Here is a 21,447-nt window from a genome sequence, read left to right on the forward strand (position 1 = left end):
GCGTGCCGGTTGCCGCCGGACGCCTTCCGACGGCCGCGGGTGCCTCTCGGCGGACGTCTTTCACGGCCGCGGGGCACCTGCCACCTGTCACCAGCCGCGGGGCGCCTGCCACCACTCACCGGACTGCCGCCACCGGACGCGGGCGCCCCTCACCGGACCCCTCACGTCGCACGCCGATCGCGGGTGCCCGGTGTGCCGCCGCGGCGGGCGCGGAGCGCGTCGGGAGACCGGCGGGGCGGACGCGGGCATGCGGGGACGCGGGGCGTCGCCCCGGTGCGAGGCGTCAGCCTGATGCGCCCGCCTTCTCCTCCTTTCACTCGAATGCGCTAATCCGGTCCCGCTGCGCGTGGCGAATCGCCCGTTGTGGCCCCCGCGCCGCGGCTGCCGCCCTATTCTCCGGAACCTGATCGGGCTGGCCGGCTCCGTACCGGACCGCCCGGGCGTCCGGTCAGGGGGAGGAGGGCGCGATGCGGCCGGTGCCGGGATGGCGCAGCGGGGCCGTGTCCGGTGCCGTGCTGGCCGCCGCCTGCCCCGCCGCCCCGGCCCTGCTGCCCGGCGCGCGCACCCCCTGGGGCACCGTCGCCCTGCTCGCCGCGCTCTACGCGGCCTGTGAGCAACTGCCGCGCTGCCGCCCGCTGCGCGACCGCGCCCCCGCCGGTATGGGGGCCTTCTTCCCCGTGCTGCTCGCCGGGGCCTGCCTGCTGCCGCCCGCGGCGGCCGCGCTGGCGGCGGTGCCCGGCGCGCTGCTCGCGCCCGTCGCGCAGCGTCCGGGCTGGCCGCGGCGCGGCTGGCGCACCGCGCAGCTCTCGCTCGCGTGCTGGGCCGCCGCGTCCGTGTACGGCGCGCTGGACGGTCCTGCGGCACTCGGGGGAACGGGCGGCGGTGTGCCGTCCGACGCACGCCTCGGGGCGCCGGCCCCGGTGCAGGGCCACGTCCTGCCCCCGGTGCCACCCGACGTCCCCTGGCTGCTGGTGACCGCCGCGGCCATGGCGCTCGCCTTCTGCGCGGTGCTCACCGTGCTCGACGGCGGTGCCCTCGCCGCGGTCACCGGGACCTTCCCCGTGCCGCCCAGCCCCTGGCGCAGGGCCTCGCCGCGGATCGCCTGGGGCGGACTCTTCCTGCGCTCGCTGGCACCGGTGGCGGTGCACGGGCTGGCCGGGCTGCTGATGGCGGTGCTGTGGCGAAGCCCGTACGGCTGGCCCGCGGCGCTGCTCGTGCTGCTGCCGATGTCGATCTCGTACTGGATGTTCGCCCAGTACCACCGGGAGCGCGCCGCCCACCAGGCGACCGTCCGGGCGCTCGTCCAGGCCGTGGACATCAAGGACGGCTACACCCGCGGGCACAGCGAGCGCGTCGGACTGGCGTCCGTGATGATCGCGCAGGAGCTGGGCATGGACCGCCAGCGGGTGGAGGCGCTGCGCCTCGCCGGCCTCCTGCACGACGTCGGCAAGCTCGGGGTGCCGACCCGGCTGCTGCGCAAGGAAGGTCCGCTGACCCCCCAGGAACGGCGCCTCATGGAGCTCCATCCGGAGTACGGCGACGAGATGGTGCGCGGCATCGGCGCCCTCGGCGAGGCGCGCGGGGCGATCCTGCACCACCACGAGCGCATCGACGGCACCGGCTACCCCTACGGCCTGCGCGGCACCCAGATCCCCGAGTGCGCGCGGATCGTCGCCGTTGCCGACGCCTTCGACGCCATGACCTCGACCCGCTCGTACCGCAGGGCACGCCCGGTCCGGGCTGCCGTGGACGAGCTGAGGAGGTGCGCGGGCGTGCAGTTCGACCCCCGGATGGTCCGGGCCCTGGTGAGCGCCCTCGCACGCCACGGGTGGCGCCCCTGCGCCGCGGCCCCGGACGGCCCCGGCCCGCGCGCGGACGCGCCGTCCACGGCGCCTGCCGCGGTCCTGGCAGAAGAGCCGGCGGCGCCGCCGGCATCCGGGCGGCAGCCGGCGGGAGCCGCCGCGGGCCGGCAGCCGGCGGGCGGGCACGGGCGGCGCACGGGGGACGGCGCATGACGGCGCCCCGCACACGGCGGACGGTTCCCGGGTGCCGGCGGGGGAGGGGCGGCGTCCGCGGTGGCCGACCGGGGAGCGCCGCCGGCCACCGGGGCCGTCGCCCGGGCGCGCCCGGGTGTGCGCCCCGGCTGCGGACCACCGGCCGCGGGCGGCGCCGGCGCACCACCTGGTGCCCATGGCGCCGGCGCACGGCGAACGGTTGCCCATGGTGTCGGCGCACGGCGAACGGTTGCCCATGGTGTCGGCGCACGGCGGGCGAAGGCGTGTACCGGCGGGTGGGCGGCGTCGGGCGCGCGTGCCCGGCGCCGCGGTGGCGGGCGCGGTGAACAGGGCCACGGGAGGGGCCGCGGCACCGGTGCTCGCGGGCCTGTACGGGGCCGCTGCGCTGGTGGCCGCAGCGGCGGCCGTGGGCACCGCGTTGCACGGGGCCCAGGAACGCGGCACCGCCCTCGCCTTCGGCGTGCTCATCGCGGCGGGGGAGGCGGCGCGGTGCGGGCGGGCGGGCGACCGCGAGCCCGCACCGCTGGCCGTCGCGGGCGCCCTGGCCTACGCGCTGCTCGGCCACGAGGCCGGCCGGGCCACGCACCAGGACCCCGCCCAGGTGGTCACCGTCGTCCTCGCGGCCGTCCTCGCGGGCAGCGTGCCGCACATCGCGGCGGGTCGCGGGCCGCACCCGGACCATGTCGTGCGGCGCGTGCTCACCGTGGCCTTCGCGGCCGTGTGCGCACACCCGCTGCGCTCGGCGGGGCCCACCGGGGAAGACCCCGAGCAGGGCGCGACGCAGGTGTTGCTGATCGCGCTGCTCCTGGCGGCGACGGTGCTGTGCGACGCCGTGCTCGCCGCCGCGCTGGCATGCGTCCGCGGCGGACGGCCGTTCGAGCGCCTGCTCCGCGACGAGGTGCGCGCGCGGCGCGGCCTCGGCTCGGCACTGGCTGCCACCGGCGCCGCGATGTCCCTGGGAGTGGCCGTCGCAGGGCTGTGGGCGCTGCCGCTGTTCTCGCTGCCGCTGATGCTCACCCAGCTCTCCTACCGGCGGCACGCGGCCGTCCGCGCCCTCTACCTGCAGACCGTGGCCTCCCTGGCCAGGGCCACGGAGATCGCCGGCTGCACACCGCGGGGCCACGCCCGGCGGGTGGCCGCCCTCAGCCGTGCGATCGGCCGCGACCTCGGCCTCGGCAGGCACGACCTCACGGTTCTGGAGTACGCGGCGCTGATGCACGACACCGGGCAGTTGTCCCTGCTCGATCCGGTGCCCGCGGGCGCCACCGCCTCGCTGCCCGCGGACGAGCAGCGGCGCATCGCCCGCCTCGGCGGCGCCGTGGTGCGCAGGACCGGCGTGGACGCGGCGGTTGCCGAGGCCGTGGAGCAGCAGGCGGCTCCGTACCGCGAGCAGCCGCTCGCCGCCCGTGTCGTCCGGGTGGCGAACGCGTACGACGAGATGGCCCGGGAAGGCGGACCTGCGGGACCGCTCGCCGCCCTGGAACGGCTCCGCCTCGCCGGCGGCGACTACCAGCCGGAGATCGTGGAGGCGCTGGCGCGGGTGCTGGCGAGGGACGGGGTGCCGACGGCGGACGCGGCACCGGTGGGGGAGGGGGCGGCGGCCCGGGACGGTGCACCGGCCCGGGACGGGTAGGGCCCGGTGGCGCGGCGGGCGAGTCCTCGCGGACGGTCCGCCCGGTGGGCCCGGGCCTCCTTTCCAAGGCGCCCCGCGAGCGCTCCACGAGCACCTCGCGCCGTCTGCGCCGGTGCGGTCTGACCGGGCGGAAGGTGGGTAACCCATGGGTAATGAGCGACTGTCCGACCGTACGTGGTTGGATGCGAAGGAGAGGGTGTCCGGGGGCGCGTAGGCCGCAGTGGTGCCCTCTCCGGGGGCGGCCCCCGGGCTCCGGTCCAGACGGCAGGCGGGAATCGTGAGGATCTTCGGCAAGGGACGGCAGCGGCCCTCCGCCTCGTGGCGGCAGGCCACCGACCGGGCGTTCACGCTGATCGGCGACGGCCGGTACGAGGACGCGGGCGCGTTGCTCACGCGTGCGGCGGACCTGGAGCCGTGGCTCTCGGAGTCCTGGTTCAACCTCGCCCTGCTGCACAAGTTCCGGCACGACTGGGAACAGGCGCGCGCCGCGGGCCTGCGCGCCGTCGCGCTGCTCGACCGCGAGGCGGGCGCTCCGGACTGGTGGAACGTCGGCATCGCGGCCACCGCCCTGCAGGACTGGCCGCTGGCCCGGCGCGCCTGGCAGGCGTACGGCCTGAAGGTGCCCGGCGGCCCCGCGGCGGCCGGTGAGCCGCTGGGCATGGAGCTGGGCAGCGCGGCCGTCCGGCTCTCCCCGGAGGGCGAGGCCGAGGTCGTGTGGGGCCGACGGCTCGATCCGGCCCGCATCGAGGTGCTCTCCATCCCGCTGCCGTCCTCGGGGCGCCGCTGGGGCGAGGTGGTCCTGCACGACGGAGTGCCGCACGGCGAGCGGACCACCGCCGCCGGGCACGCGTACCCCGTCTTCGACGAGATCGAGCTGTGGGCGCCGTCGCCGGTGCCCACCTGGGTGGTGCTGCTCGAAGCGGCCACCGAGGAGGACCGCGACGCCCTGGAACGGCTGGCCGCCGACGCGGGTTTCGCCGCGGAGGACTGGTCGTCGTCGGTGCGGCTGCTGTGCCGGATGTGCTCCGAGAGCCGGATGCCGAGCGACGAGGGCGACGGGGACCACCTGGACCCGCACGACCACAGCGAGCCCGGCCACCCCGGGCCGCTCGGCCACCGGACCGACGGGCAGTTGTGGGTACCGGAGCGCGAGTGCGGGATCGCCGCCCCCGCTTCGCTGGTCAGCGGGCTGCTGGAGAGCTGGGTCGCGGACAGCCCCGACTCCCGCGCCTGGCGCGACCTCGAAGAGGTCTGCTGACCTCCGCCACCGGTCGCGCGCGGTCGTTCGCCGTATCCGCCTCTGGCCGCCCCGGCGGGCGCCGTAGGCTGTACCGGCAGCACACACCACGGTTTCCAGGAAGGCGTACGGCTAAGAGATGGCGCAGCAGGACACTGAGCAGCAGCGGGCCCGGGCCTCGGCGGACTCGGCGGTGCTCCCCGTCGACGACGAGGGCTTCGTCATCGACACCGAGGACTGCGAGGGGCGTGAGGCCGCCTACCGCGAGCGCGGCACGTCCCGCCCGATCACCGTCGTCGGCAATCCGGTGCTGCACCGGGAGTGCAGGGACGTCACCGAGTTCGACGACGACCTGGCCCGGCTCGTCGACGACATGTTCGCCAGCCAGCGGACCGCCGAGGGCGTGGGCCTGGCGGCCAACCAGATCGGCGTCGACCTGAAGGTCTTCGTCTACGACTGCCCCGACGACGACAACAACCGCCACGTCGGCGTCGTCTGCAACCCCGTCATCCAGGAACTGCCCGCCGAACTGCGCCGCCTCGACGACTCGAACGAGGGCTGCCTGTCCGTGCCCACCGCCTACGCCGCGCTGGCCCGTCCCGACTACGCGGTCGTGACCGGGCAGGACGAGAAGGGCAACCCCATCAGGGTGCGCGGCACCGGCTACTTCGCGCGCTGCCTCCAGCACGAGACGGACCACCTCTACGGCTCGCTCTACATCGACCGCCTCTCCAAGCGGGAACGCAAGGAGGCACTGCGCCAGATGGCGGAGGGCACCCCGCGCTATCCGACCGTGCCCAACGACTGACCCCTGTCGCGTCCGACGGCGGACCCGGTCGCGTCCGACGGACGGTTGACCCGGTCTCCCTCGGACGACTGATCTGCTCCTGTCCGGTGACCGGCACGGTCGCGTTCGGCGACTGACCTGTTCGTGTCCGGTGACCGGCACGGCCGTGCCCGGCCAACGACCCGCCGTGCCCGGCCAACCAGCCGGTCGTGCCGGCGGACCAGCCAGGCGCCCCGGGGCGCATCCGCGTCCCGGGCGCCATCGCGCGCCCCCGGGCACCGTCGCACGTCCCCCTGCGCCTGGCCGGGAACTCCTCGGTTGGGCGTATTCTTTTGGCATATGCCAGATGCCGCGGTCACCCAAAATGCGGCAACGGGGACATGTTCTCGGCATCTCATCCTGGCAGGTGCTGTGAATCTATTCCCCTGACCCTCCGTTGTGGTGCTGAATGGAATGCGCGGGGATACAGACCGGCGCACGCCCGGCGACGGGGTGGCGTGTGCCAGACGGACGGCTGAGAGGGGTTTTCATGCCTGCTTTCTCATACAGCACTTCACGGACAACACCGGCGCCGACGCTCTTGGCGACGGACATTTCGGTACCAGCGGCACTCCGCATGCCGAAGGTGGAGTCACTTTTTCCACGTCATCGCCATATGTTTTGGCCAGAGCTTCAACGGAGCGCAAGGTCCTGGCTGCTCGAAAAGCGGCTCATGCCCGCGGACAAGGTCGCGGAGTACGCGGACGCGCTCTGCTACACGGATCTTGTGGCGGGCTACTACGTCGACGCCCCTGACGAAGTGGTCTCGGCGATAGCCGACTTCAGCACGTGGTTCTTCGTGTGGGACGACAGACACGACCGCGACGCCGTGCACGGCCGTGCCGACGCCTGGCGGACGCTGCGCGAGCACCTGCACGCCGCGCTCGACGACCCCGAGTCGCACGGCGACCACCACGACCCGCTGGTCGCGGCGTTCGCCGAGTGCGTGCAGCGGCTCTTCTCGCACCTCGGCCCGGCCTGGAACGCCCGCTTCGCCCGGCACTTCCACGCGGTGATCGAGGCATACGACCAGGAATTCACCAACCGCCGCACGGGAACGGTGCCGACGGTCGGGGCCTACATAGAACTGCGCCGTCACACATTCGCCCACCATGTCTGGCTCGACCTTCTGGAACTCGCCGCCGACCATGAACTCCCGGACGCCGTGCGCAACCATCCCGAATACCGCAGGGCCGGTCTTGCGTCCCAGGATTTCTCGGCGTGGTACAACGACCTCTGCTCGCTTCCCAAGGAAATAGCGGGGGACGAGGTCCACAATCTTGGGATCAGTCTCATTCAGCACGAGAAAATATCCCTGGAAGGCGCGGTCGCAGAAGTGCGGCTGCGGGCGGCCAGTCGTATCACCGAATTCCTGGAGGCGGAACGCGAGGTGCTGCGAATGGCGGAAGAAGCGGAGGACGGCACACACGAGGGCGATGCACTCGGTGCCGGTTTGAGAATGTGTCTTTTCAATATGCGCAACTGGTTCTCGTCGGTCTACTGGTTCCACCACGAGTCGGGCCGCTACCGCGTGGACACCTGGGACGACAGGTCCACCCCGCCCTACATCAGCGATCCGGCAGGTGACGCATGACGGTCGAACCCACCCTGCGCGAACCGGTCGAGGCCGAGCGGCGGCAGCCCCCGCTGGCCGGCGGCGCGGTCCCGCTGCTCGGGCACGCGTGGAAGCTCGTGCGCGACCCGCTGGCGTTCCTGGCCGGGCTGCGCGACCACGGCGACCTGGTCCGGCTGCGCCTCGGCCCGAGGACCGTCTACGCGGTGTGCGCGCCCGAACTGGTCGGGCAGCTCCTCAAGAGCCCCGACTACGAGGTCGGCGGGCCGCTGTGGGACACCATGGAGGTGCTGCTCGGCAAGGGCGTGGCGACCAGCAACGGGGCGGTGCACCGCCGTCAGCGCCGGATGATGCAGCCCGCCTTCCGGCCCGAGCGCATCGCCGACTACGCGGCCGTGATGGAGGAGGAGGCGCGCGCCATGGTGGCGCGCTGGCAGCCCGGCAGCACGATCGACATCGGTGCCGAGATGTTCCGCACCTCGGTGCGCATCGTGTCCCGTTCGCTGCTGGAGGTCGACTCGATCGCGCAGAAGGCGGAGCACATCAGCGAGGCACTGGGCACGGTCTTCGAGGGCCTGTACCGCCGGATGGTGCTGTCCGTCGGGCCGCTCTACCGGGTGCCGACCCCGGCCAACCGGCGATTCGCACGGGCCCTGGCGGACCTGCACGGCCTCGTCGACGAGATCCTCGCGGAGCGGCACGCCTCCGGTACCCGGCCCGCGGACCTGATCACCGTCCTGCTGGAGGCCACGGACGAGACCGGAGCGCCGCTCGGCGACCGGGAGATCCACGACCATGTGGTGTCACTGGTGGTGGCGGGCGCGGAGAACGTCGCCTCGACGCTGGCCTGGACCCTCAGTCTGCTCACCGAACACCGCACGCACGAAAACCGGTTGGCCGATGAGGTGAATGGCGTGACGGGCGGGGAGCCCGTGGGCTTCGCGGACATCGGCAGGCTCTCCTTCACCCGCAATGTCATCACGGAGGCCATGCGCATACGGCCGGCCCCGTGGATTCTCACCCGGCGTACCGTGACCGAAACCGCACTCGGCGGATACACCATTCCAGCCAATGCTGACATCGTCTACTCCACCTATGCGATGCAGCGCGATCCCCGCTCGTTCACACGGCATCTGGAGTTCGATCCGGATCGCTGGCTGCCGGAACGCGCGGGGGACGTGGAGCAGGCCGCGATGATTCCGTTCGGCACCGGCAATCGGAAATGCCCGGGTGATCATTTCAGTATGGCCGAATTCGCCATTGTCCTCGCCACCGTGGTGCCCAAGTGGCGGCTGACGCCGGTAGCGGGCACGGACACCTCGTCGAAGATCGGCATCACCCTGCACCCCAAGCGGCTGCTGCTGCGGGCCGATCCCCGCTGAACGCGCCTTCCGGGCCCGGGAACCGCGCGACCGGCCGCGACGTGCCCGCGCCTGGGCCACCGCGTCACCGGGCCACCGCGCCACCGGGCCGAGCTCTTTCAGGTCTCGGCCCGGCTGCCGGCAGGTCCTGGCGCGGCTGCCGGCCGGCGGGACGGCTCGCGCGGTTCCCGCACCCCTTCCGGTGTACGGTCACCGCCCCGGGCCGCGGTCCCACCGGCCGGTGGACGGTCCGTCAGGTGCCGGACGGGGCGGACGGGGCGGTCGCGGCGGGCGGCAGTTCGCTCTGCACGCCCGGGTCGCCGGCGTCCGCGGTGTAGTCCCCGGGAGAGGTCTCGTCCGTGCCCCTGGGGGCCTTCAGGGCGTTCAGGACGAACGTGAGGACCACGGTCACCACGAGGTTCAGCACGAAGGCCGTCAGGCCGATGTAGCCGACCTCGCCGAGGCCCGGGATCTCGTCGCTGCTGCCGCCGAAGTGCTTCTGGGTGGGGCTCGCGACCCCGTAGGCCGCCAGCGTCCCGTAGATCATTCCGGCCGCCCAGCCGGCCAGCAGCGCCCAGCGGTGGAACCACCGGGTGAACAGGCCGCCGACCAGCGCGGGGAAGGTCTGCAGGATCCAGATGCCGCCCAGTAGCTGGAAGTTGATCGCGACGGTCTTGTCCATGGCCAGCACGAAGACCAGCGCGCCCACCTTCACCAGCAGCGAGACCACCTTGGAGACCGTTGCCTCCTGGGCGGGGGTCGCGTCCGGCTTGAGGAAGTCCTTGTAGATGTTGCGCGTGAACAGGTTCGCGGCCGCGATGGACATGATGGCCGCCGGCACCAGCGCGCCGATGCCGATGGCGGCGAAGGCGACGCCCGCGAACCAGTCGGGGAAGAGGTTCTCGAAGAGCTGCGGGATGGCCAACTGGCCGTTGTCGACCTTGATGCCGTCCGCGATCGCCATGAAGCCGAGCAGTGCGAGCAGGCCCAGCATCAGCGAGTACAGCGGCAGGATCGCCGTGTTGCGGCGGATCACGTTGCGGCTGCGCGAGGAGAGCGTCGCCGTGATCGAGTGGGGGTACATGAACAGCGCCATCGCCGAACCGAGGGCCAGCGTGGCGTAGCCCCACGTCCCGGCCGCGCCCGGCGCCAGCGCGCCGCGCGGCGCCCCGGTCGCCGGATTGACCTTCGAGAAGGCGTCGGCCGACTTGGCGAAGATGTCGTCGAAACCGCCCAGCTTGATCGGGATGTAGATGATCGCCACGATGATGACCAGGTAGATCAGCGCGTCCTTGACGAAGGCGATCAGCGCGGGTGCGCGCAGCCCGGACGAGTAGGTGTAAGCCGCAAGCACCGCGAAGGCGATGAACAGCGGCAGGTCCTTGACGAACCAGTTGGTGCCGTCGCCGCCGCCGATGCCCAGTACGTCGAGCAGCGCCTGGATGCCGACAAGCTGCAACGCGATGTAGGGCATCGTGGCCAGGATGCCGGTGAGCGCCACCGCCAGCGACAGCCCCTTGGAGCCGAACCGGCCGCGCACGAAGTCGGAGGTGGTGACGTAGCCGTGCTTGTGCGAGACCGACCAGAGCCGGGGCAGGAAGGTGAAGATCATCGGATAGACGATGATCGTGTACGGCACCGCGAAGAAGCCCGCGGCGCCCGACGCGTAGATCGCGGCCGGCACGGCCACGAAGGTGTAGGCCGTGTAGAGGTCGCCGCCCAGCAGGAACCACGTGATCCAGGTGCCGAAGGACCGGCCGCCGAGACCCCACTCGTCCAGCGAGTGCGCGTTCTCGGCGCGGCGCCAGCGCGCCGCCCAGAAGCCCATCACCGTCACGGCGAGGAAGAAGAAGACGAAGACGCCGAGCGCGACGCCGTTCACACCGTCCTTCATCACGCCTCACCCCCGTCGCCGCGTCCGGCCGTCCCGGCACCCGAGGCCCCGGACCCGTGGCGCGAGCGCTGGTCGTGCTGCCACAGCTTGTACGCGAGCATGGTGAGCGCGGCCGAGATGAGCACCCACAGCATCTGGTACCAGTAGAAGAACGGGATGCCGATGAACGCCGGGTCGACCTTCGCGTAGGAGCTCACCCAGAGCGTCCCCACGAACGGTGCGAGCAGACACAGCGCAATCACCACACGGACCGGTGTCACCACCGGTCTGCGGACTTGGGGTACCTCTGACTCTGACATGGGGGCTCCGTCGCCTCGTCGATCACCGTGACACCACTGATCGCATCGTGATGCGCTGGAAATCTAGGCGACGCGTCCGCACGAGGGAACCCCGTCCCGATAACGGGCGTATTGCGTTCTGTGCATGTCATCGCCCCTGTCGGAGCCGGCGGCTCACCGGCCGGAACCCGCATCGCCCCGGCGGAGCCGTTACCGCCCCTGCTGGGGCCCGTACCGCCCCCGCCTGGGCCCGTGCGGCCCTTGCCGGGGCCCGGGCGGACGCGCCCTCAGTCCGCCGGACGCCGCAGACGGGCCACGAACTTGTAGCGGTCGCCGCGGTAGACCGAGCGCACCCACTCCACCGGACGGCCCTCGCCGTCCAACGAGTGCCGGGAGAGCAGCAGCATCGGCAGTCCCACGTCGGTGCCGAGCAGCCCCGCCTCGCGCGGAGTGGCCAGCGAGGTCTCGATGGTCTCCTCGGCCTGGGCGAGGTGGACCCCGTAGACCTCGTCCAGTGCCGTGTACAGGGAGGTGTACTTCACGAGGCTGCGGCGCAGCGCGGGAAAGCGCTTGGCGGACAGGTGGGTGGTCTCGATGGCCATCGGTTCGCCGCTGGCGAGCCGCAGCCGCTCGATGCGCAGCACCCGCCCGCCCGTGCCGATGTCGAGCAGCTCGGCGAGGGTGCCGTCGGCGGTGACGTATCCGATGTCCAGCAGTTGCGAGGTGGGTTCGAGGCCCTGGGCCCGCATGTCCTCGGTGTACGAGGTGAGTTGCAGTGCCTGGGAGACCTTGGGCTTGGCGACGAAGGTGCCCTTGCCCTGGATGCGTTCGAGCCGGCCTTCGACGACGAGTTCCTGGAGGGCCTGCCGCACGGTGGTGCGTGAGGTGTCGAACTCGGCGGCGAGCGTCCGCTCCGGCGGCACCGCGGAGCCGGGCGCGAGCGTCTCGGTCATGTCGAGCAAGTGCCGCTTGAGGCGGTAGTACTTGGGCACGCGCGCGGTGCGGACGGCGCTGGCGCCCTCGGTCTCCGCGCTGGTGGCGTCGGTGCTCATGCTCCGCCTTCCGGGCTTGCTGCAGAGGTCCGGCGCTATGCCGGCCGCGGCTCACATCGTGGCACGGGCAGGTCCGCGTGCCGCGGGAGCCGTGCCCTTCCTTATACACCGTGGGCACCCTGCCTGGTCTAGTCCACCCGCCATGTGGCGCTCGTGCGGGCGCGTCCGGCGCATCTGCGCACAGATGTCGGTCCGGTAAAGGAAGAGACGGACGTTCCTGCCATGCTTGACACTCATATAGGTCTAGGCCAAGCTCCCACACATACTGGTCTACACCAATGCCCAGGACCCAGCCGCGCGGGCAGTTCACGCCTGATTCCTCGCTGTCGGTGGGGGGATGCGGCAGCCCTTGAGGAGGGTGACGTGAAGCGCAAGCTGACAGCGGCGATCGGCATCGCGGGTCTGATGGTCTCCATTGCGGCCTGCGGGGGCAGCAGCGACAAGGCCGGCGGCTCGGGGGCGGACGAACTCACGGTCTGGCTCACCGTCGACGCCCAGAACAACTGGCCGCAGTTGGTCAAGGACGCGGACGCCGCCCTGAAGAAGAAGCACCCGGGCGTCAGGATCAACCACGAGTACTACGGCTGGCCGGACAAGAACACCAAGCTGGACGCCGTCCTCGCCACGGACAAGGTCCCCGACGTGGTCGAGATGGGCAACACGGAGATGCTCGGCTACATGGTCAAGGGCGCCTTCGCCGAGATCGACCCGTCGAAGTTCGACCACTCGGACGGCTGGCTCGACGGCCTCAAGGCCTCGGTCACCTATGACGGCAAGACCTACGGCGTGCCCTACTACGCGGGCGGGCGGGTGGCCAACTGGCGCAAGGACGTCGCCGCGGAGTCCGGCATCAAGAAGACTCCCAAGACCTACGACGAACTGCTCTCCGATCTGGACAGGATCCAGCAGAAGCAGGGGGGCAAGTTCAGCGCCTGGTACCAGCCCACGCGCGACTGGTACGCGGGCATGTCCTTCGTCTACGACGCCGGCGGCGCCATTGCCGAGGAACAGGGCGGCACTTGGAAGGGCGCGCTGTCCTCGCCCGCCTCCATCAAGGGCCTGAAGGACTTCAAGCACGTCATCGACGCCTACATGCACGGCGACAAGACCAAGGACGAGTCGGACCGCTACATCGTCTACGGCCAGGGCAAGTCGGCCATGATCTTCGCCGCCGCGTGGGAGGGCGCCACCTCCGCCGACCCGAAGAACGACAAGACCGGCAAGCTCAAGGACAACGCCGTCAACTTCGTGATGCCGGGGCCCTCGGGGAAGAACATGCCGGTCTTCCTCGGCGGCAGCGACCTCGCCATCCCGGTGAAGTCCGGCGCCCAGGAGCTGGCAGCCGAGTGGATCAACGACTTCGCGGGCGCCAAGGGCCAGAAGGGCCTGATGGCCAAGGGCAACCTGCCCAACAACAAGAGCGACCTCGACATCCAGAAGAAGGACCCGGCCACCGCGGTGCCCGCCATCGCCGCGGAGCGCAACTGGTTCGTGCCGATGGCACCCGGCTGGGGCCAGGTCGAGAAGGCCCAGGTCCTCCAGACGATGCTGCAGAACATCGGCACCGGCAAGCAGTCCGTCGAGGCCGCCGCGAAGACGGCCGACGCCGCGATCGACAAGGTCATCAACAACAAGTGACCCGGACCGGGGCGGGTGGCGGGGCCTCCGCACAGGGAGCGGAATCCCGTCGTCCGCACGGGTCGGTTCCGTGCCTCGCCCGGGCCGGCCGCGACCGCCGCCCGCACACGGGTGCCACCAGGTAAGGACCGCTGAGGAGCGCGCCATGAGTGCCGCAGAGACAACCACCGCCGAGGTGCCGCCGGCGCGGCCCTCGCCACCGCCCCGGTCCGCAGCGAAGGGCGGCGGGGCCGACCGCCGGCACCCGCGGCGGGACGGCGGCAGACCCGGCGGCACCCGTGGTGCGGCGGCCGTGCCCTGGGCGCTGCTCGCGCCCTGTCTGCTGGTCCTGGTGCTGGTCCTCGGCTATCCGCTGGTCCGGCTGGTCACGTTGTCGTTCCAGGAGTTCGGGCAGTCCCAGTTGTGGGGCTTCAAGCCCGCGCAGGCCGTCGGCTTCGACAACTTCTCCAAGGTGCTGGGCGACGGCGAGTTCTGGGCCGTGGTGCTGCGCACCGTCGTCTTCGCGGCAGGCTCGGTCATCGTCACCATGGTGCTGGGCATGCTTGTCGCCCTGCTTCTCCAGCGGGTCTCCGGCTGGGTGAAGACGCTGGTCAACATCGCGCTGGTGGCGAGCTGGGGGATGCCCGTCATCGTCGCCACCACCATCTACAAGTGGATGTTCGACTCCGACTACGGCGTCCTCAACTATCTGCTCAGCAAGCTCCCCGGGGTCGACGTGATCGGCCACAACTGGTTCGCCAGCGGGCCCCAGGGCCTTGCCGTGATCATGCTGCTGGTGGTGTGGGGCGCCGTGCCGTTCGTGGTGATCACGCTCACCGCCGGCCTCACCCAGGTGCCGCGGGAACTGGAGGAGGCGGCCCGGCTGGACGGCGCGAGCTCGTGGGGCGTCTTCCGGCACGTCACCGTGCCCGTGCTCAAGCCCGTCCTGGTGATGCTGACGACCCTCTCCGTCATCTGGGACATGGGCGTCTTCCCCCAGGTCTTCGTGATGCGCGGCGGCCACCCCGAGGCGGAGTTCCAGTTGCTGACGACCTACTCGTACGACAGGGCGTTCGTGGTCAACGACTACGGCGGCGGCTCCGCCATCGCCCTGCTCACCGTCGTCCTGCTGCTCGGTGTGGTGGCGGTCTACATGCGGCAGATGCTGAAGATCGGAGACGTTGAGTGAGCGGCGTGAGCGGTGTGGACGGCCTGAGCGGCATGGGTGCCGTGGGCGGAGCGGGTACCGCGGCAGCGGGTGCGGCACGCCGCAGGGGCGGGGGTGTGCGGCGCAGCCGCCTCGGGTGGAACCTGCTCGGGCTCTGTGTGTTCGTCGGGGCGGGCTTCCCCGTCTACTGGATGCTCGACACCGCCTTCAAACCGGCCCGCGACGCCATCGACCCCACCCCCCACCTGCTGCCCACCAGCCTCACCCTGGACAACTTCCGCCGCGCGCTGCAGATCGCGGACTTCTGGGGGCCGGTCGGGCGCAGCCTGACCGTGTCGCTCACGGTCGTGGTCATCGGCATGGCGATCGGCCTGCTGGCGGCGCTCGCCATCTCGCGGTTCGCCTTCCGCGGCCGCAAGATCGTGATCGTCGGCATCCTCGCCGTGCAGATGGTGCCCCTGGTCGCGATGATCATCCCGATCTTCCTGCTGCTGAACGACCTCGGGCAGTACGACAAGCTCAGCGGTCTGATGATCACCTACCTGACCTTCGTGCTGCCGTTCACCGTCTGGACCCTGCGCGGCTTCGTCGTCAACATCCCGAAGGAGCTGGAGGAGGCGGCCATGGTCGACGGCTGCACCCGCACCGGCGCCTTCCTGCGGGTGGTCTTCCCGCTGCTCGCCCCCGGCATGGTCGCCACCTCCGTCTACGGCTTCATCCAGGCATGGAACGAGTACCTCTACGCGCTGATGCTGATGAGCCAGCAGCACCAGACGGCCACGGTCTGGCTCGGCAACTTCACCACCAAGCACGGCACCGAGTACGCGCCGATGATGGCGGGCGCCACGATGATGGCCGTACCGATGGTGGTCCTCTTCCTGCTCGTCCAGCGCAAGATGGCGGCGGGCCTGACGGCGGGCGCGGTGAAGGGCTGATGGCCGCATCCGCATCCGCTGCCGCGCCGCCGCCGCCGCTGCCGTCGTCACCGGCACCGCCGCCGCTGCCGGTACCGCCGCTCGCCGCCCGCGCACCGGTCGGCCGCAGGCTGCCGCCATCCGCCGCGGTCACCCGTCCAAGGAGCTCTCGATGACCACACTCGCCGGCCACACGGACACCCTGACCCGCGACGCCCTCACGGTCCTCCAGCCCGGTTTCACCGGCACCAGCGCACCCGACTGGCTGCTGCGCAGGCTGAACGAGGGCCTGGCCTCCGTGGCCCTCTTCGGGCGCAACATCGCCTCGCACGAGCAGCTCGCGGCCCTGACCGCGCAGTTGCGCGGGGAGCGGGACGACGTCCTCGTCACCATCGACGAGGAGGGCGGTGACGTCACCCGCCTGGAGGCGCGCACCGGCTCGACCTTCCCGGGCAACCACGCGCTCGGCGCCGTCGACGACACCGCGCTCACCCGCGAGGTCGCCTTCGAGCTGGGCCGCCGGCTCGCCGCGTGCGGCGTCAACCTCAACTGGGCACCGTCCGCCGACGTCAACTCCAACCCCGACAACCCCGTCATCGGCGTACGGTCCTTCGGGGCCGACACCGCCCTGGTCGCCCGGCACACCGCCGCCTACGTGGAGGGCCTGCAGGCCGCGGGCGTCGCCGCCTGCACCAAGCACTTCCCCGGACACGGCGACACCGCGGTCGACTCCCACCACGCCCTGCCGCGCATCGACGCGGACCTTAAGACCCTGTACGACCGCGAGCTCGTGCCGTTCCGCGCGGCCATCGCGGCGGGTTCGCGCGCGGTGATGACGGCGCACATCCTCGTGCCCGCACTCGATCCGCGGCTGCCCGCCACCCTCTCCCGGCGCATCCTCACCGGCCTGCTGCGCGAGGAACTCGGCCATGACGGGCTGATCGTCACGGACGGCATGGAGATGCAGGCCATCACGGCCGCCTACGGCATCGAACGCGGCAGTGTGCTCGCCATCGCGGCCGGAGCCGACGCGATCTGCGTGGGCGGCGGGCTCGCGGACGACGCGACCGTGCGCCGGCTGCGGGACGCGCTCGTCACGGCGGTGCGCGCCGGCGACCTGCCGGAGGACCGCCTCGCCGAGGCCGCGGAACGGGTCAGGGACCTGGCGGGCTGGGCGGCCGCGACCACCCCCAGGGGAGCCGTGTACGACGGGAGCGGGCGCGCCCTGGAAGTGGGCGTCGAGGCGGCCCGCCGGGCGCTCAGGGTGACCAGGGACGCATCGGCGCCGGACGCGGGCCGGCCGGTCACCGAGCCGCCGTTCGTCGCCTCCTTCACCCCGGTGGCGAACATCGCGGTCGGCGACGAGACGCCCTGGGGCGTCGCCGCCGAGCTCCAGCGGCTGTTCCCCGGCACCAGGACGGGCAGCTTCAGCGGCGAGGACGCCGGGGCGCGGGCGCTCGCGGCAGCGGGCGGGGACCGTGTCGTCGCCGTGGTCCGCGACGCGCACCGCCACCCGTGGATGTCGGCCGCCCTGGACACCCTGCTGGCCGCCCGCCCCGACACCGTCGTCGTCGAGATGGGTGTTCCCCAGGCCGCCCCACGCGGTCCGCTGCACATCGCCACGCACGGCGCGGCCCGCGTCTGCGGGATGGCGGCGGCGGAAGTGATCAGCGGCCGCTGAGGCCCGCCGGCCGGGGAGGCGCACGGCGCCGCCCTCTCCGGCCGGCCCCCAGGGCCGCGCGGGGACCGCCCCCAGCGGCCGGCCCACGCCGCGGACCTGGCGGCGCGCCGGGCTCAGCCCCGCGCCGGCAGCACGCCCAGTCCGTTCGCCAGCAGCGCGAACGCATGCTCGGCGTCCCGTACCGCACCGGCATAGCGCTCGTCCGCCGGCTCTCCGTACGCCAGCCGCTGCGCGTTGTCGTGCGCCAGGGCCCACTGCACCCCGACGAGCTGGACGGCCGCCAGGCGCGCGGTGAGCGCGGTGGTGTCCGCGGTGTCGCACAGCGCCTGCGCGAGAGCGCGTTCCGCCCCCGCCCTGAAGTGTTCCAGACGCGCGACCAGGGGCGGGTTGTCGAGGATCATCTGGTAGAGGGCACGCACCTCGACCCTGTCGTTGAGCCCGGTGATCGGGTCGCGTTCGCGCAGGCCCGCGAGGAAGTGCGTCCGCAGCGCGGCCAACGGGGTGCTGTCCGCGGGCCGGTCCCGCACCACCCGGGCCGGCTCCTCCTCGTGGTCGGCGAAGCGGTGCACGACCAGGTCCTCCTTGGTGGGGAAGTAGGCGAAGAGCGTGCGCTTGGAGACCTCCGCCGCCTCGGCGACCCGGGTCACCGGCACCCGGGTGTAGCCGTGTTCGAGGAAGAGCGCGATCGCCGCCTCGGAGATCGCCGCATGCGTGCGCCGCTTCTTCCGCTCCCGCAGTCCAGGCTCGCCGTTCACGGGGCCACCCTACCAGGTAGTAGTCTCGGGCGAACTCTGCACCTGGTATACATACGCACCAGGGCGAGTAAGTCCGAGTGGGTGCGAGGGGCGTGGGGAGCGGAACATGAGGGACACGACGATCACCGACGGGGCCGGCGCGGGGAGCGGCGCCGGACAGGGAGCCGGCCCGGGCGGCCCGGGAGCCGGACAGGGAGCCGGCCCGGGAGCCGGTCGGAGAGCCGGCACGGACGCGGTGCCGGGTACCGGCGCGGAGGCCGGTGCCGGTGCCGGTGCCGGTGCCGGAGGCGGGGCCCGTGGGGGGTCTGGGACCGGAGGCGGCGCCGGTGTCGTGGCCGGGGCCGGGGCCGATTCCCGGGCCGGTGACGGTTCCGGACCCGGGGCCGGTCGCGGGGGCCCGGGGAGGGCCGGTACCGGCCCGGGGGGCGGCGGGGCCGGTCCCGAGGCCACCCGGAGCGCCCGGGACGCGGCGCGGCCGCCGGCACCGGCGGAGGCCGAGACGGTCGAGGTGGTCATCGCGGGCGCTGGGCCGACCGGGCTCACTCTGGCCTGCGAACTGGCCCTGGCCGGAGTGCGGACCCTGGTCCTGGAGCGCCTGGAGCGGCCCGTCGAGCAGGTGAAGGGCGGCGGGATCCAGTCCCGTACCGCGGAGCTCCTGGAGGCGCGCGGCCTGCTGGCACCGGTCCTGCGCCGGTCCGTGCCGCGCGAGCCGGTCGGCGGCCACTTCGGGATGCTGCCCGTGCCACTGGACTGCACGCCCTGGCGGACCCGCCACCCGTTCCCGATCGCGATTGCGCAGTGGCGGGTAGAGGAGGTGCTCGCGGAGCGCGCCCTGGCCCTCGGGGCGCGCATCCTGCGCGGCGCCGCGGTCACCGCGGTCGACACCGCGGGGCCGGACGGCGGTGTGACGGTGACCGCGGACGGCCACCGGGTGCGCGCGCGCTACCTGGTGGCGTGCGACGGCGGGCACAGCACGGTGCGCAAACTGCTGGGTCTGCCGTTCCCGGGCAGGGACGGCAGCTACGTGGCGACGCTGGCGGACGTCCGGCTGGCCGGCGCCTCGCCGCTGGTGCCGCGGAGCATCGGGCACGCCAGCGGCCTCACGCGCCGTGCCGGCGGTTACTGGGCGATGCTGGTCCCGGTCGGCGACGAGCGCCACCGGCTCACCTTCGGGCGCTCGGACGGCGCCGACGCCGCCCGGGACGCCCCGGTCACGCACGAGGAGGTCGCCGCCGCACTGCGGGCGGTCTACGGCGAGGAGACCGTCCTGGACCGGGTGGACAGCGCCTCGCGGTTCAGCGACGCCACCCGGCAGCTCAAGCGGTACCGGGAAGGGTGCGTGCTGTTCGCGGGGGACGCTGCGCACATCCACCCGCCGCTCGGCGGCCAGGGTCTCAACCTGGGCGTGCAGGACGCGTTCAACCTCGGCTGGAAGCTGGCCGCGGCCGTCCGGGGCCGGGCGCCGGCCGGCCTCCTGGACAGCTACCACACCGAGCGGCACCCGGTCGCGGCCCAGGTGCTGCACCACACCTCGGCGCAGCGCGTCCTCGCCGACCCGGAGCCGACCGAGGACGTGGCCGCGCTGCGCGACATCGTCACGGACCTGCTGCGCCTGCCGGACGCCAACCGGCACCTGGCAGGCCTGATGTCCGGCCTGTCGCTGCGCTACGAACTCTCCGGTGAGCATCCGCTCACCGGGCACCGGGTGCCGGACCTCGACCTGGTCACGCGCTCCGGGCCCACCCGGCTGTCCGCGCTGAGCACGGCGGGACGCGCCGTCCTGCTGGACCTGGCCGGCGTGGTCCCGGCCGGCTTCGGGACCCCGGCCGCGATCGACCTGGTGCGTGCGTCCTGTGCGGAAGGCCCGGCCGCCGCGGCCCTGCTGATCAGGCCCGACGGCTATGTCTGCTGGGCGGCGGACGACGCCGGGGGCTGCCGCCGGACGCTGCTCCCCGCGATCCGCGAGCACCTGACGACGGCCCCCTGAGCGTGCGGACGCCGTCCCGAGCAACCGTCTGCGACCGTGCGCGCCCGGGGATACCGACTCGGATCACCGACTCGGATCACCGACTCGGATCGCTGATCCGGATCACTGCTCCGGATCACCGACCGGGGCGGTGGTCCGGAGCGTGCACGGCGTTCGCCGGAGCGGTCAGATCCCCTGCCAGTCGGGCTTCGCGGCGAACGTGTGCCGGAAGTAGTCCGCGAGCTTCAGCTCGGCCGCGGCCGCCTCGTCCACCACCACGGTGGCGTGCGGATGCAACTGGAGCGCCGAGGCCGGGCACACCGCGGCCACCGGACCCTCCACGCTGGCCGCCACGGCGTCCGCCTTCCCGGCACCCGTGGCCAGCAGCACCACGTGCCGCGCCGCCAGGATCGTGCCGATGCCCTGGGTGATCACGTGGTGCGGCACCTGCTCGATGTCGCCGTCGAAGAACCGGGCGTTGTCGACGCGGGTCTGCTCGGTCAGCGTCTTGATCCGGGTCCGCGAGGCGAGCGACGAGCACGGCTCGTTGAAGCCGATGTGCCCGTCCGTGCCGATGCCGAGCAACTGGAGGTCGACCCCGCCCGCCTTCTCCAGCGTCTCCTCGTAGGCCGCGCACGCGGCGGGGATGTCGGCGGCACGGCCGTCGGGGCCCATGAAGGCACCGGGACCGAGCCCCAGCGGCTGGAGCACCTGGCGGCCGAGCACCGAGCGGTAGGACTCGGGGTGGTCCGCGGGCAGGCCCACGTACTCGTCGAGCTGGGCGATCCGCGCCCGGGAGGCGTCCACGCCACCGGAGCGGACCTTGGCCGCCAGCGCCTCGTAGACGGGCAGCGGGGTCGAGCCGGTGGCGACGCCGAGGACGGCGTCGGGCTTGCGTCGCAGCAGTTGTGCCATGGCCTCGGCGATGAGCTCGCCGCCCGCCCTGGCGTCCGGGACGATGACAACTTCCACGCTGGTCCTGCCGATCTGGTGGGTCTCGACTCGGGGCGTGTGCGCATGGACACGCATGTGGACTAGACCAATCTAGCAGAGCGTTCCCGTGCCGCGCCGCCCCGCCCGCGGGAGTCCGATCGGCGGAGGAGGTCCAGCCGATCCTGGAGACCATCCCGCTCCAGCGGCTCGCCCACGAGGTCGCCCTCGCCCGCGGCCGGGACCCGGACGCGCCACGCGCCCTGGCGAAGGCGGCGGAGAGGCGCTGACCGCGGGCTCGGCTTCCGCCCCCGTTCCGACGGGCCGGGCTCGCCGGGGGCCGGGGCCTGTATGCCGCCCCCGGCGGGGCGGTCGGCGGCCGGGCAGGGGAGGGCCGGGGGTGCTGCCGGGAGCGGGAGGGCAGAGGGCCGCCGTCCTGGCCGCCGCGGGCCGCTACCGGCAGCCCACGGGGCAGCCCCGGCGGGCCGGCGCGGACACCGCCGTCCGGCGCGGACGCCGGTGTCCCAAAGCAACAACAACAAACATC

The 21,447-nt window shown here is 72.8% G+C and carries 16 protein-coding genes and 1 pseudogene; 12 read left to right on the forward strand and 5 right to left on the reverse strand.

Annotated features, from left to right (window positions below):
- The first annotated feature begins 467 nt into the window (after nucleotides 1–467).
- The 6 genes from IE313_RS19325 (at nucleotide 468) to IE313_RS19350 (ending at nucleotide 8,666) form a co-directional block, all read left to right on the forward strand.
- Nucleotides 468–2,015, forward strand: a complete 1,548-nt coding sequence (locus tag IE313_RS19325) for an HD-GYP domain-containing protein (protein WP_189933851.1) — start codon at nucleotides 468–470, stop codon at nucleotides 2,013–2,015.
- A gap of 235 nt (nucleotides 2,016–2,250) precedes the next feature.
- Nucleotides 2,251–3,648 carry an HD domain-containing protein gene (locus IE313_RS19330; protein ID WP_189934036.1) on the forward strand — a complete coding sequence of 466 codons (1,398 nt, stop codon included), beginning with the start codon at nucleotides 2,251–2,253 and terminating at the stop codon, nucleotides 3,646–3,648.
- A 277-nt stretch (nucleotides 3,649–3,925) separates the two neighbouring features.
- Nucleotides 3,926–4,906 carry a tetratricopeptide repeat protein gene (locus IE313_RS19335; RefSeq protein ID WP_189933853.1) on the forward strand — a complete coding sequence of 327 codons (981 nt, stop codon included), beginning with the start codon at nucleotides 3,926–3,928 and terminating at the stop codon, nucleotides 4,904–4,906.
- A gap of 118 nt (nucleotides 4,907–5,024) precedes the next feature.
- On the forward strand, nucleotides 5,025–5,693 hold the full coding sequence (gene def, locus IE313_RS19340; protein WP_189933854.1) for a peptide deformylase: 669 nt from the start codon (nucleotides 5,025–5,027) through the stop codon (nucleotides 5,691–5,693).
- 508 nt (nucleotides 5,694–6,201) lie between these two features.
- Nucleotides 6,202–7,305, forward strand: a complete 1,104-nt coding sequence (locus tag IE313_RS19345; protein WP_189933857.1) for a terpene synthase family protein — start codon at nucleotides 6,202–6,204, stop codon at nucleotides 7,303–7,305.
- Complete coding sequence (locus IE313_RS19350) at nucleotides 7,302–8,666, forward strand: bifunctional albaflavenone monooxygenase/terpene synthase (RefSeq protein WP_189933859.1); 1,365 nt, start codon at nucleotides 7,302–7,304, stop codon at nucleotides 8,664–8,666. The genes IE313_RS19345 and IE313_RS19350 overlap by 4 nt, the downstream gene beginning before the upstream one ends.
- Nucleotides 8,667–8,898: 232 nt before the next feature.
- Here the strand turns inward: IE313_RS19350 and mctP are convergent, their stop codons facing one another.
- From mctP to IE313_RS19365, 3 genes are all read right to left on the reverse strand, one after another.
- Nucleotides 8,899–10,539: a monocarboxylate uptake permease MctP gene (gene mctP, locus IE313_RS19355; RefSeq protein ID WP_189933861.1), complete on the reverse strand. Its 1,641-nt coding sequence runs from the start codon at nucleotides 10,537–10,539 to the stop codon at nucleotides 8,899–8,901.
- Nucleotides 10,539–10,838, reverse strand: a complete 300-nt coding sequence (locus tag IE313_RS19360) for a DUF3311 domain-containing protein (RefSeq protein ID WP_189933862.1) — start codon at nucleotides 10,836–10,838, stop codon at nucleotides 10,539–10,541. The genes mctP and IE313_RS19360 overlap by 1 nt, the downstream gene beginning before the upstream one ends.
- A gap of 266 nt (nucleotides 10,839–11,104) precedes the next feature.
- On the reverse strand, nucleotides 11,105–11,869 hold the full coding sequence (locus IE313_RS19365; RefSeq protein WP_189933863.1) for a GntR family transcriptional regulator: 765 nt from the start codon (nucleotides 11,867–11,869) through the stop codon (nucleotides 11,105–11,107).
- A gap of 363 nt (nucleotides 11,870–12,232) precedes the next feature.
- On the opposite strand from IE313_RS19365, the gene IE313_RS19370 reads away from it, so the two are divergent.
- From IE313_RS19370 to IE313_RS19385, 4 genes are all read left to right on the forward strand, one after another.
- Nucleotides 12,233–13,507 (forward strand): extracellular solute-binding protein, encoded by a 1,275-nt coding sequence (locus IE313_RS19370; protein WP_189933864.1) that lies wholly within the window; start codon nucleotides 12,233–12,235, stop codon nucleotides 13,505–13,507.
- Between the two features lie 145 nt (nucleotides 13,508–13,652).
- The gene (locus IE313_RS19375) at nucleotides 13,653–14,675 is read left to right on the forward strand and encodes a carbohydrate ABC transporter permease (protein ID WP_189933865.1); all 1,023 of its coding nucleotides are present in this window, start codon (nucleotides 13,653–13,655) and stop codon (nucleotides 14,673–14,675) included.
- 32 nt (nucleotides 14,676–14,707) lie between these two features.
- Nucleotides 14,708–15,589, forward strand: a complete 882-nt coding sequence (locus IE313_RS19380; protein WP_189934038.1) for a carbohydrate ABC transporter permease — start codon at nucleotides 14,708–14,710, stop codon at nucleotides 15,587–15,589.
- Nucleotides 15,590–15,740: 151 nt separating this feature from the next.
- The gene (locus tag IE313_RS19385) at nucleotides 15,741–17,249 is read left to right on the forward strand and encodes a glycoside hydrolase family 3 protein (protein ID WP_189933866.1); all 1,509 of its coding nucleotides are present in this window, start codon (nucleotides 15,741–15,743) and stop codon (nucleotides 17,247–17,249) included.
- Between the two features lie 113 nt (nucleotides 17,250–17,362).
- Here the strand turns inward: IE313_RS19385 and IE313_RS19390 are convergent, their stop codons facing one another.
- The gene (locus IE313_RS19390) at nucleotides 17,363–18,004 is read right to left on the reverse strand and encodes a TetR/AcrR family transcriptional regulator (protein ID WP_189933867.1); all 642 of its coding nucleotides are present in this window, start codon (nucleotides 18,002–18,004) and stop codon (nucleotides 17,363–17,365) included.
- Nucleotides 18,005–18,512: 508 nt separating this feature from the next.
- On the opposite strand from IE313_RS19390, the gene IE313_RS19395 reads away from it, so the two are divergent.
- A complete protein-coding gene (locus tag IE313_RS19395; protein WP_229924770.1) occupies nucleotides 18,513–19,991 on the forward strand; it encodes an FAD-dependent oxidoreductase in 1,479 nt (492 codons plus the stop codon).
- Between the two features lie 165 nt (nucleotides 19,992–20,156).
- Here IE313_RS19395 and nagB read toward each other — a convergent pair whose 3' ends face one another.
- The gene (gene nagB, locus IE313_RS19400; protein WP_189934040.1) at nucleotides 20,157–20,942 is read right to left on the reverse strand and encodes a glucosamine-6-phosphate deaminase; all 786 of its coding nucleotides are present in this window, start codon (nucleotides 20,940–20,942) and stop codon (nucleotides 20,157–20,159) included.
- A 101-nt stretch (nucleotides 20,943–21,043) separates the two neighbouring features.
- Between nagB and IE313_RS35315 the strand changes: the two are divergent.
- Nucleotides 21,044–21,190: pseudogene (locus IE313_RS35315) on the forward strand (SIS domain-containing protein); the annotation flags it as partial.
- Nucleotides 21,191–21,447: the final 257 nt, after the last annotated feature.

This window comes from Streptomyces sulfonofaciens (assembly GCF_014656295.1).
In the GTDB taxonomy this organism is placed as follows: domain Bacteria; phylum Actinomycetota; class Actinomycetes; order Streptomycetales; family Streptomycetaceae; genus Streptomyces; species Streptomyces sulfonofaciens.

Coding starts and splice junctions, on each gene's coding strand:
- def (WP_189933854.1), top strand. CDS start 5,025: ATGGCGCAGCAGGACACTGAGCAGCAGCGGGCCCGGGCCTCGGCGGAC.
- IE313_RS19350 (WP_189933859.1), top strand. CDS start 7,302: ATGACGGTCGAACCCACCCTGCGCGAACCGGTCGAGGCCGAGCGGCGG.
- IE313_RS19385 (WP_189933866.1), top strand. CDS start 15,741: ATGACCACACTCGCCGGCCACACGGACACCCTGACCCGCGACGCCCTC.
- IE313_RS19345 (WP_189933857.1), top strand. CDS start 6,202: ATGCCTGCTTTCTCATACAGCACTTCACGGACAACACCGGCGCCGACG.
- IE313_RS19380 (WP_189934038.1), top strand. CDS start 14,708: ATGGGTGCCGTGGGCGGAGCGGGTACCGCGGCAGCGGGTGCGGCACGC.
- IE313_RS19365 (WP_189933863.1), bottom strand. CDS start 11,869: ATGAGCACCGACGCCACCAGCGCGGAGACCGAGGGCGCCAGCGCCGTC.
- IE313_RS19360 (WP_189933862.1), bottom strand. CDS start 10,838: ATGTCAGAGTCAGAGGTACCCCAAGTCCGCAGACCGGTGGTGACACCG.
- IE313_RS19325 (WP_189933851.1), top strand. CDS start 468: ATGCGGCCGGTGCCGGGATGGCGCAGCGGGGCCGTGTCCGGTGCCGTG.
- mctP (WP_189933861.1), bottom strand. CDS start 10,539: ATGAAGGACGGTGTGAACGGCGTCGCGCTCGGCGTCTTCGTCTTCTTC.
- IE313_RS19375 (WP_189933865.1), top strand. CDS start 13,653: ATGAGTGCCGCAGAGACAACCACCGCCGAGGTGCCGCCGGCGCGGCCC.
- IE313_RS19330 (WP_189934036.1), top strand. CDS start 2,251: ATGGTGTCGGCGCACGGCGGGCGAAGGCGTGTACCGGCGGGTGGGCGG.